This window comes from Vibrio sp. Vb2960, from assembly GCF_033337665.1.
GTDB classification, from domain to species: Bacteria; Pseudomonadota; Gammaproteobacteria; order Enterobacterales; family Vibrionaceae; genus Vibrio; species Vibrio alginolyticus.
Map to the genome: position 1 here is coordinate 130,741 of NZ_JAWORD010000002.1, position 15,741 is coordinate 146,481.

A 15,741-nucleotide genomic window follows, 5' to 3' on the forward strand; every position below is an offset into this window, starting at 1 on the left:
TATTTCTTCCACACTCGCCTATATAGAAGCTAAAAAGAAGGTAAAAACAGATTGTGCCTGCTAAACCAAGCAGGTGAGGATATTGCCGTGAATCGAGTTCTTTCCGCGAGTGTTGGGTGCTTTAGGCATGAGCAGAGTGATAGTAGGTGGTCGCTATCCTTCGTGCAACCTTTTGTGAGAGTGTAGCGTCACAAAATGGCCGTTTCTCTATATTTAGGGAGAATCAATAGCCGATAACACTAGCGATTCAACTCAATACCACTGTTGCTAGACTCGAGTTTCTACACTTTTGAGTAAAGTACGATAAAGCGCTTGAGTCGCAGGACCACTTTTGGCTCCTTTGGGCAAAGTGAGGTGCAGCGCAACTTGATATTGATGGGAGTGTTCGATCTCCAATACTTTAATTTTATCGCTCTTGCGGGCTGCGACTAAGTGCGCTGGTAGCCGACAAAATCCAGCGCCTTGCTCTACGGCGTGAAAAGCGTGGTCGAAGTTATCGACGGTAATACGCTGACGTGCGCGTAACCAACCGACATCTCTTTTCGTTTTGTCTGAATCACCTAAGTCACGGATGACAATTTGGCTGGTGGTTGCAAAATCGTCGATGGAAACATGCGGCTTTTTAGCGAGTGGATGGTGTGCTGCGATTACAGGCAGCATGGTTGTTACGCCAAATGCTTCGGCAGGGTAGTTGGTTATCGGTAAGTTGATGATTGCGATGTCAGCGAGCTCATTTACGACCATTTCGGTTGTTTTGCTCAGTGACGTTTCAACCACTTGAACGGAGGTCGTGTTGTTGTCCTCCAAAAATTGACTGAGTGGTGCATAAAGCCAACAAGGGTCACAAAGATGATCTACTGCGACCGTGATTTGAGATTCCACCCCACTTTTTAACTGCTCGCTGATGACTTCTAGTTCCCGCGCTTGTTCAAGCATGGATTGTGCACGACGCAGTATGGTTTTGCCGTGCTCTGTCAAACCCGCTTTGCGCCCTCGTACTTCGATAAGTTGAATACCAAGTTGGTCTTCTAACTTCCTCACCGAGTAGATCAATGTGGTATGGCTCTTGTTGAGCAGTAAAGCTGCGGATTGAATGCTGCCTTCTTGATTAATCGCTTGTAGCGTTTGCCATTGTTCTAAGGTCGTTTTTAGTCTCATGAGTCAATTTTTTAGACAGTTAATGGCGAAATTATGAACTTTTCTGTCAGTTTTATAAAGGTAATAATCTTGTCATCGAAAACGAGTCAATAAGAAGAGGAGACTCAAGATGGCGAAATTATTGCAAGTTGATTTTGAATTTCATGGTCCGTTTGGTGACGAGATGTCGAATGCTCTGGTCGACTTAGCTAAGTCGATTAACCAAGAGCCGGGCATGATTTGGAAAATCTGGACGGAAAGCGAAAAAGACAAACTCGGTGGTGGTATCTATCTTTTTGAAGATGAAGCCACGGCGCAAGCTTATCTCGAAATGCATGCCGCACGCTTACGAAAAATGGGCGTAGTCGAAGTACGAGGTCAAATTTTCGATATCAATGTGCCGTTAACGACGCTCAATCAAGGGCCTATTAGAGGATAAGGAGATGATGACCAACCGCACTTTTCTAACCGTTCATGGTGTCGTATATACGGTATTCGCTTTTGCGTTGTTTTTTGTACCAACCATAATGTGGCCGATGTATGGAGTACAAATTAACGACCAGTACGCGCTGTTTTTATCGCAGCATACTTCGATCTTTTTAGGTGGAATCGCAGCGGTGAGTTTGATGTTACGTAATGTGGAATCAGGGCATACTGCGAAACAGCTGTTTAAAGCATTATTGATTACTAATGGCTTAGGGGCAGTGATTACTACCTATGCCGGCATTATCGGAGTATTTGTCGGTTTTGGTTGGAGTGACCCAATATTCTTTGTCTTGCTTAGTTTGATTACGTACAAGCAATTAAGAGTGCAATAGAAAAAGCCCTGCTGTTTCTAGCAGGGCTTTGTCATATTTGGTTTAATTAGCGATCTAAATTCAACTTATGATTCGCTTTTGTACGCGTAGTTATAGTAGCCGTATCCATAGCCGTATGAGTTAGATGCCTTTTTCTCAACTGCATTGAGAATCACACCTTTAACTTCAACGCCTGATTGCTCGAAGCGACCTTGCGCGACTTCAATCTCCTTCAAAGTCGTTTGATCAAAACGAGCGACCATCAGAGTTGTTCCTGCAAGCGCGCCAACAATGCTTGGGTCGGTAACTGCGAGTACAGGCGGTGTATCGATGATGACTAGATCGTATTGTGCAGACATCTCGTCAACAAAGCTCTTGAAGCGAGGGTGCATAAGAAGTTCTGACGGATTTGGTGGTACTTGGCCGCGAGTCACAACATCTAAATTATCAATGGATGTAGATTTAATGATGTTGCTAAGGGATGTCTTACCGCTCAAGTAATCAGAAAGACCGTTGTCCCAACGTAGACCGAAGCATTGCTGCAAATAACCTTTACGCATATCCGCATCAATAAGCAGCACTTTCTGACCGGTTTTCGCAGCGACGGCCGCAAAGTTGGTCGATACAAATGTTTTGCCGATAGATGGTGCAGGACCTGAAATCATAAGAACGTTATTCTTCGCTTCCATCATTGCAAAGTGCAAGCTAGTGCGAAGACTACGTAGAGCCTCAATGGAAAGATCGGCTGGGTTAGCTTCCGCTAGAAGGACTAGCTCATTGTTGCTGCCTTTGTTGCGCTTAAGCTTGTTTGCAAATTCCAGTTGTTGAATAGATTTTGGAACGCTTGCGTAAACTGGCATGCCAATCTGTTCAATTTGATCTGGTGTTTCCACACCACGGTGGAATGCTGCACGAATTAATACGAAAGCAACGCCTGCCATACCGCCAAGCAGTGTTGCTAGCACAACGATAAGCGCTTTTTTCGGCTTAATTGGCTTAGAGAAAGATTGAGCGTTATCTAAGATTCGAACGTTGCCAACTGTTCCGGCTTTAATAATGTTGAGCTCTTGAACCTTGTTCAATAGTTGGATGTAGATTTGTTGGTTTACTTCTACATCGCGTGTCATACGTAGAACTTCACGCTGTGTTTTCGGTAACTTTTGAACTTGTTTATTAAGACGTTCTTTCTCTTTTAATAGTGTTTCACGTTTATCAAGTAGCGACTTATAAGCTGGGTGATCCTGTGTGAAGCGTTGGCTGATCTCACTTTCTTTGAATGTAAGCTCATTTAGCTGTGCTTCTAACTCAACCATTACTTTCAGCGTTGACTGAGCTTCAAGGCCTAAGTCGATAGATTCATTTTCTTGACGGAACCGATTTAAAACGTCTTCAGAAGCGGTCAGTTTTGTTTTGATGTCTGGGAGGTGACCTTTCAAGAACTCGAGGCTTTGCTCTGCCTCTGCAGAATTTCTTTGAACGTTTTGTAAGAAGTAGTTTTGGCTAATGTCGTTCAAGATATCTTGAATCTTAGCGCGGTCTTCACCAGAGAAGCTTAAAGATATAATCCCGGTTTGCTTACCACGTTCGCTAATCGATAAGTTTTCTTGAAGTTTATTAATTGCATCTAATTTACTGATTTTGCTGACCGTGAATGAGTCACCAGTTTGAGCCACAAGCTCAGTCGCCAAAAACTGGTATCCATTCTTCTCAAGCAGTTCACCAACTTTACCTTCTAGAATGACGTTATTGTCATCTTCTAAGAGCCTGAACGTCTGTTTTTCAGAATCAATAACTTCAAGAGTTAAAGGAACGCCAACTGCGTAAGAAGGAGCATTAAATCGTGAAACGCTCAGACTGATTTGCTCACCTTGTAGTCGAGCTAGGCCTTTACCAATAATTGGCATGTAGTTTGGAGAAACGACAGTCGTTAAGTTGAACTTATCAACAGTACCGCCCAAGATCATACGAGATTTGATGATCTCTATTTCTGTTGTCGCTGATGATTCTGCTGAAAACAGCTCTCCCATATCACCAACCATCGCTGAAATACCACCTGAACTCTTACTTTCGATTTGGATAAGAGCGTCAGCTTTATAGATAGGTGTTGATAGAATGGCAACGCCGACGCCTATAATCGAAAATAGGACTACGGTACATAGAATGAGCCATTTGGCATCGAGAATGATCCCAAATAACTTTCCCAAATCGATCTCATCGTCGGCTTGACGTGATTGCTTAATAGTTTGTGTTGTCATTACTTTAACTTCTTAAATACCTTGCCATTGGCGTTTATTTAGCCTTACGGCTTATAGTTTTTGAGACCACGCTTTTGCTGCTTTTTCTATAAGCGTATATGCATGTTCGAAAGCTTCTCTACTTTGTCTGTATGGATCAGGGATGTTTTGTTCATTTATCCACTGTCCAAACAGCATCGTTTTACCTCGTGCCTCAGGAGCGATTTTGGTTAAGGCTTCTAAATGACCTTTTTCCATAACCAATATCAGATCGTATTGAGCGCAAAGCTCAGGTGTTAATTGTCGTGCTTCGTGTCCATCTAAGCTTACGCTATGTTCGTTCGCGATAGTGGTTGCCATCTCGTCAGCAGCTTTTCCCGTTAGATGGCTCTTATCTACTGCGATTCCTGCTGATGCGACATGTTTGTTTGGTAGTAAAGACTGCAAAAGCCGCTCTCCTGTTGGAGAGCGGCAAATATTACCAACACAGACGACAAGAATATTAGAAAACAAATGCTTACCCTACTTTAAGTTGTATGCTTATGATCTCAACTAAATTGCTGGCTTCTTTATATTGCGCAATTGAGCTGAGTAGCTATCGATTACGTGCCGCAAGAGATAATTTTCTTGCGGCACGTTGTTTTACGGCCAAGTGCGTACTCGTAGTACACCTTCAGTTAGTTCATTAAAGCCGGAAATGGTTGGAACGAGCTGAGCAATCACACGATTCCAACGACTAACAGGTGCAGCCGTCACATAGACTATGTCGTAAGGGTTGAGATCAAACTCAGTACCAATCACCAAAGCAGAAGCGTCAGAAACATCTAGCTGATAAATGTCCGCCATTTTAGCTTCTTCTTTTGAACGTCTGATGACAAACACACCGGTAGCATCTGCGGAGATTTCACTGATACCACCAACGCTGCTAAGAGCCTCAGTAAGGCTCATGCCGCTACGATCAATTTTGAGTAATTTCGGATCGTTAACCTCGCCCATAACAAATACTTTTTGCGCATCGTTTCGAGGAATATGAACAATATCGCCAGCCTTTAGAAGGCGGTTTTGAGTTAAATCGCCTTGTTGCATCAGAGCATACAAAGAAACGTTTTCAACAACGCCATTGCGTGTCAGTGTCGCATTACGCCAATCAGCCTCGGCAGCCAGTCCGCCAGCTCTATTCACAGCATCTAGAAGTGTAAGGGGGATGTTTGTAATTGGTTGTTGTCCTGGCTTGTTAACTTCGCCAGTTACATAAGTCTTTTTAGAGCGAAATGCCGCAACGCTTACATCGACCTGTGGGCTCTCAATGTATTTTGCAAGGCGGCTTGCAATGTCTGCACGAATCTGACGTACGTTTTTGCCTTCAACATGTACGACACCTATGTAAGGGTAGAAGATCGTGCCATCCGAATGCACCCAGTTACCCGCTTCGGCTGAGCTTCGGTATGAGCCCGCTGGGATCGTTAGCTCTGGGTGATCCCAAATAGTGATATTTAGGATATCGCCAGGTCCTACTTCGTATTCATATTTTGCGATTTCAATATCTAACTCTGGGTTTGGTTTTGAAAAAGGGTCCACTGAATTTAAAGACGTTACGCGCTCCAAAGTTAAGGGATAAACGGTAACCTGAGACTCTATATCACTCGATTCAGTGCTCATGACTGTTTTGTCACTGACCGAAAGGTGGCTACCAGGCAAAGTACACCCTGTAAGAAGGATAGGAAGTACTGATATCCCCAAAAATTTATTAAATGTGTTCATTGGTTTATAACTACCGAAAGAAAGTTTGCCGACTGAAATTGATTCATTCTAATTGAACTGCATTTCATCAATATTGATGATTTACTGCAGTTTTAAGCCTTTAGAAAGCGAGTCCATTCAGAATTATTTGTGTAATAAACACTCCAAATGGCTGCTAGCGACTTAGAGCTCTTAGTTTCATTAATGAAGGTGTGAAAATCCGACCCACAAAAAATAGTCAACTATTATCCATCTGGTTGCAATAAAGGCAACAAGTTACTTGAAAAAATACTGACGAATACATGACAAAATTGTGTCTATTTAACGTTATTGAGATGAATGCATGATTTTGCACAAGCAAACAGGCAAGAATGTGAAAAAACTCATGCCAAAGTTGTATGCATCCTATTTACACTATATGCAACTGCCGTTATGCTTCCTGTTGCGGTCGGATATAACAACAAATATTGGAGCTAATTTTGAAAATCAAACTTTTAACGGCAAGTGTGGCAGCAGTCCTACTAGCAGGTTGTGGTAGTGACAGCGACCCTGAGGTAAAAAGATACTCAGTTCAGGCTTATGACCCAGCTGTTATCGGCATGAAAGTTCAAGCAGTATGTGGTGGTGAGACATACGACGCGATTGAAAATACAACAAACTATGAAGGTATGGTTGGTAAAGCGCGTTTTGAAAATATCAACGTTGTAAATGCGCCAGGTGATTGTGCTTTCGTATTAACGCACACAGAAGATAGTAAAGACGCGTCAAATGGCAAACCTATTACATCTGACTACAAAATCCCTCAAGGCCTAGCCCAGGCGGATTCATTGGTAACAGGCTCTCCATTTACGACTTTGGTTGCTAACTCTTTAAAAGATGGTGAAGTATACTCTTCTGATATCGCTGAAAAAGTATTCGAGAATTTGGGTATAGATATCAATGCAAGTGGTAAAACAGTTGACGAAATCCTTCGTGATACAGAATCTGTAGTAGCAGGACTTGGCAGTGAGGGTGGTAACAGCGCACTTGCTACTCAGCTAGTTGCAACAGCAAACGTTGTATCAGATATCATCAAAGCGAACCCAACAGCTTCGCCTGAAGCTGTAGCTGTTGCTGCAAAAGCAATCACAGAAGATGTAATCGCGGCGAACCCAAATTATCCTGAGAATGATTCAGGAGATGTTATCTACGTAACGATTCCAGCTGAAGATACTCAGAAAGTTGTTGCAGATGTACAAGAGGCTATCGATAACGACATTCCATTAGAAGATATCGAACCTGACGTACCACAAATTCCAGATGCGGAAGTCGGTGAGCCAATTGAACCTGAAGATCCACCGGGTCCAGGCACTGGCGCGACAGGCGGTAACTAAGCAAGTTTTTGCTGATAAATTCTAAAGGCCTCTTCAGAGGCCTTTTTTGATCCTATCGTATTGTAGTCATCACCTTTTAGTGAGCCCTTTTCTGTTTAAGTAAGGCAGGATATGCGGACGTGATTCGCCAGCCAGTTTACTGGTGACTTCTTGCGACCAAGTACTCTGTTTTTGATTGCTCGAACGGTTTGCATAGTAGTTTTGCATAGTTTGGTCATACGTCTGAATATCATCCAAGTTTAGGTCTTGATACTGATTTTCATGCACCACGACATGCTTAGGTAGGCGAGGTTTTACTTCAGGGGCTTGATCTGGATGACCAAGACACATACCAAATAAAATGGCGGTATTTTTAGGTAAACCTAATAATTCGTCTACTTTTTGGGCATTGTTTCGTAAACCACCAATATACACACCTCCTAGTCCCATCGACTCCGCCGCAAGCAAGCAATTTTGTGCCATGATGCCCGAGTCTACAGCGCCTATTAGCGTTAACTCGGTAAAATCAGCTTGAACATCTGGGTTGATACTGGCGTGGCGCTGGTAATCAATACAAAACACCAAAAACTCAGCCGCGCTTTCAACGTACCCTTGATTTCCGGCATATTGAGCTAATAGCGTACGTTTTTCTTTGTCGGTCACGCGGATAATTGAAACGACTTGCAACATGCTTGATGAGGACGCCGCAAGGCCGGCTTGAAGAATGGCATCTAATTGTTCGCTCTCAATCGGTTGTGAGGTGAATTTTCGAATTGAGCGGTGATTGAGAATTGTTTGAATCGTGCTGTTCATGGTGACTTAACATCCCCTGTTACGTGTAAAGGCTGAAGACTCACCTTAGCGACATTTGATGAGTCGGTAAACTATCTCAAAAGAAAAACAATGCTTGGCGCATAAGTGTGAAGGCGAATCGAGAATACACCACTCGTTCTGTTTGAGAGCGTATATACTGTTTTTAGAATCAATAATTTAAATGCAGTGGAAAATATGAAAGAACTCATTGTTCATACAGTTACGGTGTTTATGGGCTTCTTTGCCATCATGAACCCTATCGCCAATATTCCCATCTTTTTGAGTTTAACTGCTGATGAAGATAAAGAAACCATCCGTTCCATTGCGCTTCGCTCGGTTTTTATTGCATTTATTATCATCGCGATATTTTCTATTGCCGGTAAGTTAATTTTTGATTTGTTTGGTATCACGCTTTATGCATTGCGAATAACAGGCGGTATTTTGGTGTTTTTGATAGGTTTTAACATGCTTCAAGGTGATTCGACGCATCAGAAAACCAAAGAGAAGGCGTATTCACCAGCTCAGCAACGGGCGGCATTGAGTATTGCAGTGTCTCCACTGGCGATGCCAATATTAGCTGGGCCTGGAACGATTGCTACCGCGATGAACTTTGCGACAGCGGGTGGTTTCGATCAAACCATTATTACTATCGTTTCTTTCGCTGTCCTTTGTGTGATCACCTATGTACTGTTTTTATTTGGAGACAAATTGGTCAAAGCGGTTGGACCAAGTGCTCTAAATGTTGTGACTAAAATGATGGGCTTAATTCTAGCGGTTATTGGTACTCAAATGTTCATTGATGGCGCGGGCGAAGCCTATAAAACGGTTTTCTCCTAGATTTCTCTTAGACCTTGCCACCTTGGTTAAGCCCGCAATTACATTTCTAACGGGTACGGATTTTTTGAACTTTAGTTTTCATTTTCTAAGAGAGAAATAAATAGACTTCACCTATTTCAATAATAAGAATATTCAATTGTTGTGATTGCACGAATTTCATTACTCTTTTGGCAAGGAGAATGGGGGAAATATGGCAACAAAAGCAATTGTAGTAGAAGGTGGCGCGATGCGAGGCGTCTTCGCAAGCGGAGTGTTAGATGCGTTTTTAGAGCAGAGTTATAAACCGTTTGATTTTGCAATCGGTGTATCTGCTGGTGCATCAAATTTGATTGGGTATTTGACCGACTACCCGCATCGCAGTATTAACGTCATTACTAAGCTGGCCACAAGCAAACGCTTTTTTGACCCAACTCGCTTCGTTAAAGGTGGGGACCTCATCGATGTGAAGTGGCTGTTTGAAGAATCTAATCGCTTGTATCCCGTCGATGAAAATAAACTGTTTAATGGCGTTCCTTTTCTCGCAGCGACAACAAATGTAGATACAGGGCAGGCAGATTATTACCGCGTGACACGTGATAATTTTCACCATGCGATTGAAGCGACAACAGCATTACCGATTGCCTACAAGCATACCCCTTGTTTTTCTGGCGGTTGTTATACCGATGGTGGGGTCGCTGATTCTATCCCAGTGCGTGAGGCTTATCGTCGAGGGGCTCGCGACATAACCGTAGTACTCTCTCACCCACTGAATTATGCCAAAAAGCCAGTTAAGACCACATGGCTGATGAAGAAACTTTTTGCGGAGCACCCCAAAATGGCGGATGCGATGTTAAGACGTGCAGATAACTATAATCAATCATTAGAGTTTATTCGTAACCCTCCACCAGGAACACATGTTAGGGTGATTGCCCCACCAGATAATTTTCATGTTCAGCGCTTATCAATGCGACAATCCGTTTTACTAGAAGGGTATGAAATGGGACTGATTGAGGGGCGAGCGCATCTCACTAGTTTATCTGGTGTTCATGGTTTAGATCGGGAAAATTGTCATTTTTGCATTTGATTATAAAAGAGCCTCATAGTGAGGCTCTTTTGCGTAACGTTCAAAGGGTGATTTAGTTGACTTTATCCCAAGCCATCTCCCAGTGTGAACCTATTCCAGGCTCGTAATGATTTGCGCTTTCTTTCCACTGCATACAGTAACCAGAATATGGGAAAGGTTTACATTGATAAATGCCCCCGTCGCTGGCAAGCACTTTTGTGCCCGCAGTGTAGCTAGATAGTCCTTCAGGGAAGACAAAATCGTACTCACCAGATGGTGGTGGAGTAACTGACTCTTCTTTTAAGTGAAAGTCGAGTGTTTGCTGATCCACCAAGTTGCCATCTTTATCCTTAATACGTGTTACGAGCATATGGTGACCCGGCTCCGATTTACTTAAAGCGAGCGATATCGCTTCTACCGAGCCGTCTTTCATTTCGTTTGCCCAACTTGCAAGTGGTTCGCGATGGTGGTTGTAAACGGTGAGTTCTGCATTTAAATCGCCTTCAGCAGTTAGTGTCAGATCCAACGTTGTCGGTGTTGACTCAATGATATATTCGTCTGCTAAGCCATCTACTGTGAGTGAGTATTCTGGAACAGGAGTTTCAATGTTATAGCCGATCTCTACTCGCTTAAGGCCGCTATTTGCTTGCAGATACACCGGATTAGTACCATAAACAGGAGTGAATTTATCCTCTGCATACTGCCCAGCTTGCAGTTTTGCTTGTTCTTGGTTTAGCTTAGTCGCGAGTGCGTAAGACCAGTTTTTAGCTTGGCCTATTGCTGCATCGGTAATTTCTAGTTCAGTTCTATACGCCACGTTTTCACCTGCTTGATCAAATACGCGCGTATAAACCGAATCCCCAATATTTAAATCCATTGTAGGAATAATTTGACCGCCTTGCTTCCAATCTGGAATAACGGGACTGTCACCATCAAATTTCACATCGATCACGTTATAAAATGAGGCTGCAGTGTCGCCAACATCCCATACTGCCAGGATGACATGGTATCCCTCGCGAGTAGGCACATTACATTGATGGCTTACCTGTTTCGGGGGTTGAACCATATTGCCGTCGACGACACAGAAAGGAGTTAGATCAAAAGAGTCTCGTGATAGTGAAGCGTTTGGGTTCCAATCAGGCTTGGTGATGTAATATTTCCAGTCGCGCGTCACGTGGTTAGCGGTAAATGTCCATTCAAAAGTTTGTGTACCTGCTTGAATAGGGCGTTTTACCCAACGGTCGGCAGTTTGCTCATCAAGGGCAGCTGCTAAAGCGGTTTCGGCACTCGCTATTTTACCATCGCGAGGCCCTGTTTCGGGAAAGCCATCAGGGCCTTCAACGCTTTGCGGTTCATATTGAATCGCACCGCAGTTATTATTTTTTTCGTTAGTATCTGGCGTTGGATACTTACATAGTGCCGAGCGACTTGCAGCGACACCACCATTGGTTTCTGATACATAACCGTGAGCCGCAGCACCTGAGCTAATGCTTGCAAGTGCTAACGCGAGTACGGATTTGGTTGGAAATGATTTCATCACATGTCCTCTGTTATGGCTGACAAACTAGTGTCACACCCCGGCGCATGCTGAGCATAAAGCAACGCTACAGAAATTGGACTTCTGTAACACTGCGTCATGGTAACCCCGCTATCATGAGCATTCTTTTAGATTTTTAAATGCTGACAGACCGGAAGCTTTGCGTCCCACCCTTTCGAATGGTTTGCCGAAATGTGATTGAGCAGCCAAAATTTAGCTTAAGAATTTACATGTGGAAAAGTAAACGTCACTGACATGGAATCCTGTTCTCAAATTGAAAGATAACGATATCTTAACCTCGTCAATATTGTGCAGTGTCGTCTTGCAAGGTATTGATTTTAATTTTGTTTTTATCTTTTTTATAGTCATGGTGAATGAGTGGAGGTTTGTTGGGGATAAGTGGAAAGGAATCGTGCTAAGGGTGGAAGAAGTTCTGTCTAAAGGGCGGAGTGTACCGCCCTTTGAATGGTGTTATTTCGGCATGATGACAGTATCAATCACGTGAATGACACCGTTTTTAGCTTTCACATCGGTTGCAATGACATTTGCATCGTTAACCATGACTTTATCGCCCATGGTTTTAATCATCACATCTTGCCCCTGAACCGTAGTCGCTTTGTCTAGCTTAACAACATCGGCAGCCATCACTTTCCCTGGGACGACGTGATAAGTCAAAACAGTTACTAACTTGTCTTTGTTTTCCGGCATTAAGAGCATGTCGACTGTGCCGTCTGGCAGTTTTGCAAAAGCGTCATCCGTTGGTGCAAAAACAGTAAATGGGCCTTCCCCTTTGAGAGTGTCAACCAGGCCCGCTGCTTTCACCGCAGCAACAAGCGTATTGAAAGAGCCATTTTCAGCGGCAACGTCGACAATATCGGCTTTCATCATGCCATGCTCATGAGCCTTGACGGGCAGCATAAAAGATAACGTCGCCATCAGTGTCGCCGCGATAACTAAGATACGTTTGAACATAATGTGTTCCTTACTAGTTGAGGGTACAACGGGTTCCCTGGAGTGTGTTTGCATTTGTACGCATTGTGATTGAGAGATGATCATCGCGTCCTACTTTCTTTTGAGGGTCTAACATGTCGCGCAAGAATTCGTCTGCCTTCTTGTTTCACATCGGCTCGTTTCCGCCACGTCCATAAGCGCTCTCTTGCTGCCTTAGCTGCGTTGTCTGGTGTGATAATAGGTGCAAGGTAACGGCTATCTGGCTGCAACTGATACATGACAGCTTCCATCTGGGTCATTGTCCAAGGCTCGAATAAAAGAGGGGGAGGAACCATTTGCAATTCAGGTACCCACTTGTAGATGAACGTGCCGTCAGGATCATGTTCTTGGGCTTGCTTGATCGGATTATAAATACGGATTGTGTTAGTCCCGGTTACTCCTGCTTGCATTTGGAATTGTGGGTAATGAATTCCGGGCTCAAAGTCGAGAAACAGTTGCGCTAAATGCGTTACACCTACTCGCCAATTCATGTTCATGTGGTGAGTAAGAAAGCTAACCAGCATGGCACGCATGCGAAAGTTAATGTAACCAGTGTGGTGCAAACAGCGCATGCAGGCATCAATCAAAGGTACGCCAGTATGCCCGGATTTCCATGCTGCTAACTTTTCTTCATCGAAAGTACTACTTTGTTTAATCAATGGTTCGTAAGCCCGATTAACGCAGTAAAACTCCATGTCGTATTCCGATTCGAATTTTTGGATGAAGTGACAGTGCCAATGAAGCCGTGAAGACAATGCAATTAAGCTGCGACGAAACCCAGCGACTTGCCAGTGTTTCAAAAGGTATTGATAAACTTCACGCAAGGATATGTTACCCCAAGCGAGATATGGAGAAAGTCGAGTACAGGCTGTGCGTGAGGCTGTGGGACTAGAAATGCTTCGATAGTAATCACGACCTCGACGATGGAAAAAGTCCTCTAGTGTTTTCCAAGCGAGCCGGCTTCCTCCCGTTTGCATTCCTTTGCATTTTGATAGCCAGGATGATGGTGGCGAAAACGAACAGCCGAGAGCTTCTGCATCCAATGAATGCAATAAGTCGGTTTGGAGCTCAATAGGGCTTATTGAGGCTCTCATGACAGAGTCCCAATGTTTGTCCCAACCTTGCCGGTTTATTGCACCTCTGATTACAGCACCGTGTTCGAATTCAAACCAGTCGATGTTCTGCTCATACAGCCAAGCGGCAACTTGTCGGTCTCGTTCAAAGGTGCAGTTGAGTCCTATTTCTTGGTGAGAAAAAACAGCGTTGATTTGATATTGCGCTTGAATTGATTGGAAACATGCTAAGGCATCGTCAAACAGCACCGTGATTCGATGCCCATACGCTTTGAGCGTTTCATCCGTGTCTTGCAGTGATTGCCAAACAAATCGCCAGTGGCGCTCAGAATAGTGTGGGTTGTTCAATAGCAATGGTTCAACAATATACAAAAGCACAGTTGGGTGCTTTGTTGATAATGCTTGAGTTAGTGGTTGATGGTCAGTCAGCCTTAAATCTCGCTTTAACCACACGACATTGATTGTTTGCATCGGAATCCTCTTTGTTTCCGATGTTGTACGCAAGTAAACCGAAGAAATCTCATCCAATGATCGGTTTTATTCTACAAAACGTAGAGGTAACTTTCAGGGAGGTGACACATGGCAATACCATTGAGTAAGTTACAAAAATACTTCTATGTAGACAAATTGGTCATTCATTCGCTTGATCTCGCATTGTACCAGGCATCTGTCGTGATTGATGGAGAAGCGCAATTTATCACTGATGACAACGGTATCTTTTTGAGGGCTCATTCCCTGATCGAGATGCAAAAGAAGTGCAGGAATATCAAAGCAAATAAGCAGGTTCTAGTGCATCAAAGTGCTTATGATGAAATGGTGGGGCTACCCGAAGGCAAAAGAGACAATCAACTAGAGGTATTGGTGAGGGATACAAAATTGTATTGAAAGAGTATTGGTGCGTAGTAAAAGCGAGCCACCTTACGGCAGCTCGCTAAATATAAGGAGAGTTGGGCTTAGTCTTGTTTACGCTGCGCTTCTTTTTGCGCGTACTTAGCGGCACGTCGGGCTTCTCTTTGCTTGGCACTTTCACCACCAACATGCTGCTCGCCTCGCTGCTCTGCAAGAACAACTTGTTTTTCACGCTCGCGGAATCGAGCAATTTGTTCTTCTGAGTGTGTGCCGTGACATTTTGGACAGCTCACGCCTTGCTCGAACAATTCTGACTGTTTGTCTTCTTCAGTGATCGGTAGACGACAAGCGTTACATAAATCGTAATCTGCTTTTTCTAGCTGGTGGTTCACTGCAACACGACCGTCAAATACGTAACAATCGCCTTCCCACATGCTCTCTTCTTGAGGAACTTCTTCAAGATATTTAAGAATGCCGCCTTCTAGGTGGTAGACCTCATCAAAGCCCTGTTCTTTCATGTAAGCCGTTGATTTTTCGCAGCGGATACCACCGGTACAGAACATCGCAACTTTCTTGTGTTTTGCCGGGTCCATGTTTTCTTTTACATAGTCTGGGAATTCACGAAAGGTTTCAGTATTTGGGTTTACAGCGCCTTTGAATGTCCCGATCTCGATTTCGTAATCATTACGTGTATCGACAACAAACACTTCAGGATCAGCAATAAGATCGTTCCACTCTTGAGGTTTCACGTAAGTACCCACTACGTGGCGAGGGTCTATACCTTCAACACCTAATGTTACGATCTCTTTTTTCAGTTTCACTTTGGTGCGATTGAATGGCTGGGTCTCAGAATACGACTCTTTGTATACGGTGCCAGTCAAACGAGGTTCGTTGTTTAGCCACTCCAGTAGCGTATCAATACCTGCACGATCAGATGCAACAGTACCGTTGATACCTTCACTTGCCAGTAGTAATGTTCCGCGAATATGGTGTTTTTCCATCAACGCAAGTAATGGCTCGCGTAGCTCTTGATAGTTATTCAGCTCAACAAACTTGTACAGCGCACAAACTACATACTGACTCATGAGGTTTCCTTTAAAAATACAGGTGGTCAACGACCTTAAAATTTTAGCGGCACGAAGTATACCTGACTAAACTAGTCGGAAATACGGACAAATTATACGGATATTATGAGTAGGCGGGGCCTGGCGGTCTTTGATAGGGGGAGCCTGTCCGCAGGTGAAGCCGCTATGTGTTCAAATTATAAGCATTAATTATAGTGGGTTAGGTAGGTTGGAGCCGATACTTTTGGTTTAAATTTATGCTGTTATTCTCTTTTA

General features: G+C 43.7%; 15 protein-coding genes and 1 riboswitch. Of the genes, 6 read left to right on the plus strand and 9 right to left on the minus strand.

The annotated features are described in order from the left end of the window. Positions 1–267: 267 nt before the first annotated feature. Complete coding sequence (locus tag R7O03_RS02555; RefSeq protein WP_213891067.1) at positions 268–1,158, minus strand: LysR family transcriptional regulator; 891 nt, start codon at positions 1,156–1,158, stop codon at positions 268–270. 109 nt (positions 1,159–1,267) lie between these two features. Here R7O03_RS02555 and R7O03_RS02560 point away from each other — a divergent pair, with 109 nt between their 5' ends. Further along, positions 1,268–1,576 carry a monooxygenase gene (locus R7O03_RS02560; RefSeq protein WP_005374871.1) on the plus strand — a complete coding sequence of 103 codons (309 nt, stop codon included), beginning with the start codon at positions 1,268–1,270 and terminating at the stop codon, positions 1,574–1,576. Between the two features lie 7 nt (positions 1,577–1,583). Further along, positions 1,584–1,955, plus strand: coding sequence for a hypothetical protein (locus R7O03_RS02565; RefSeq protein WP_017634450.1), 372 nt, complete (start codon positions 1,584–1,586; stop codon positions 1,953–1,955). 65 nt (positions 1,956–2,020) lie between these two features. Here the strand turns inward: R7O03_RS02565 and R7O03_RS02570 are convergent, their stop codons facing one another. From R7O03_RS02570 to R7O03_RS02580, 3 genes are all read right to left on the minus strand, one after another. After that, positions 2,021–4,189 (minus strand): polysaccharide biosynthesis tyrosine autokinase, encoded by a 2,169-nt coding sequence (locus R7O03_RS02570; protein WP_005374875.1) that lies wholly within the window; start codon positions 4,187–4,189, stop codon positions 2,021–2,023. A 51-nt stretch (positions 4,190–4,240) separates the two neighbouring features. Continuing rightward, positions 4,241–4,681, minus strand: coding sequence for a phosphotyrosine protein phosphatase (locus tag R7O03_RS02575; RefSeq protein WP_031780905.1), 441 nt, complete (start codon positions 4,679–4,681; stop codon positions 4,241–4,243). Positions 4,682–4,810: 129 nt separating this feature from the next. Then, positions 4,811–5,929 carry a polysaccharide export protein gene (locus R7O03_RS02580; RefSeq protein ID WP_318131419.1) on the minus strand — a complete coding sequence of 373 codons (1,119 nt, stop codon included), beginning with the start codon at positions 5,927–5,929 and terminating at the stop codon, positions 4,811–4,813. A 458-nt stretch (positions 5,930–6,387) separates the two neighbouring features. On the opposite strand from R7O03_RS02580, the gene R7O03_RS02585 reads away from it, so the two are divergent. Continuing rightward, positions 6,388–7,281: a hypothetical protein gene (locus R7O03_RS02585; RefSeq protein ID WP_031780904.1), complete on the plus strand. Its 894-nt coding sequence runs from the start codon at positions 6,388–6,390 to the stop codon at positions 7,279–7,281. 69 nt (positions 7,282–7,350) lie between these two features. Here R7O03_RS02585 and nfsA read toward each other — a convergent pair whose 3' ends face one another. Further along, positions 7,351–8,073, minus strand: a complete 723-nt coding sequence (gene nfsA / locus R7O03_RS02590; protein WP_005384597.1) for an oxygen-insensitive NADPH nitroreductase — start codon at positions 8,071–8,073, stop codon at positions 7,351–7,353. 195 nt (positions 8,074–8,268) lie between these two features. Here nfsA and R7O03_RS02595 point away from each other — a divergent pair, with 195 nt between their 5' ends. Together R7O03_RS02595 and R7O03_RS02600 are read left to right on the plus strand one after the other, a co-directional pair. Continuing rightward, the gene (locus R7O03_RS02595) at positions 8,269–8,910 is read left to right on the plus strand and encodes a MarC family protein (protein WP_005374889.1); all 642 of its coding nucleotides are present in this window, start codon (positions 8,269–8,271) and stop codon (positions 8,908–8,910) included. A 190-nt stretch (positions 8,911–9,100) separates the two neighbouring features. Then, positions 9,101–9,973: a patatin family protein gene (locus R7O03_RS02600; RefSeq protein WP_213907546.1), complete on the plus strand. Its 873-nt coding sequence runs from the start codon at positions 9,101–9,103 to the stop codon at positions 9,971–9,973. Between the two features lie 52 nt (positions 9,974–10,025). Here R7O03_RS02600 and gbpA read toward each other — a convergent pair whose 3' ends face one another. The 3 genes from gbpA to R7O03_RS02615 all read right to left on the minus strand — a co-directional run bounded on the left by gbpA (position 10,026) and on the right by R7O03_RS02615 (position 14,023). Continuing rightward, positions 10,026–11,489, minus strand: coding sequence for an N-acetylglucosamine-binding protein GbpA (gbpA, locus tag R7O03_RS02605; protein WP_318131420.1), 1,464 nt, complete (start codon positions 11,487–11,489; stop codon positions 10,026–10,028). A 98-nt stretch (positions 11,490–11,587) separates the two neighbouring features. Next, positions 11,588–11,688: riboswitch (cyclic di-GMP riboswitch) on the minus strand. Between the two features lie 272 nt (positions 11,689–11,960). After that, complete coding sequence (locus tag R7O03_RS02610; RefSeq protein ID WP_318072401.1) at positions 11,961–12,461, minus strand: fasciclin domain-containing protein; 501 nt, start codon at positions 12,459–12,461, stop codon at positions 11,961–11,963. Positions 12,462–12,541: 80 nt separating this feature from the next. Beyond that, the gene (locus R7O03_RS02615) at positions 12,542–14,023 is read right to left on the minus strand and encodes a deoxyribodipyrimidine photo-lyase (protein WP_318131422.1); all 1,482 of its coding nucleotides are present in this window, start codon (positions 14,021–14,023) and stop codon (positions 12,542–12,544) included. Between the two features lie 108 nt (positions 14,024–14,131). On the opposite strand from R7O03_RS02615, the gene R7O03_RS02620 reads away from it, so the two are divergent. Then, positions 14,132–14,437 (plus strand): DUF6482 family protein, encoded by a 306-nt coding sequence (locus R7O03_RS02620; protein ID WP_005374898.1) that lies wholly within the window; start codon positions 14,132–14,134, stop codon positions 14,435–14,437. 68 nt (positions 14,438–14,505) lie between these two features. Here R7O03_RS02620 and R7O03_RS02625 read toward each other — a convergent pair whose 3' ends face one another. Next, positions 14,506–15,486, minus strand: a complete 981-nt coding sequence (locus R7O03_RS02625) for a rhodanese-related sulfurtransferase (protein ID WP_005374899.1) — start codon at positions 15,484–15,486, stop codon at positions 14,506–14,508. Between the last annotated feature and the right edge of the window lie 255 nt (positions 15,487–15,741).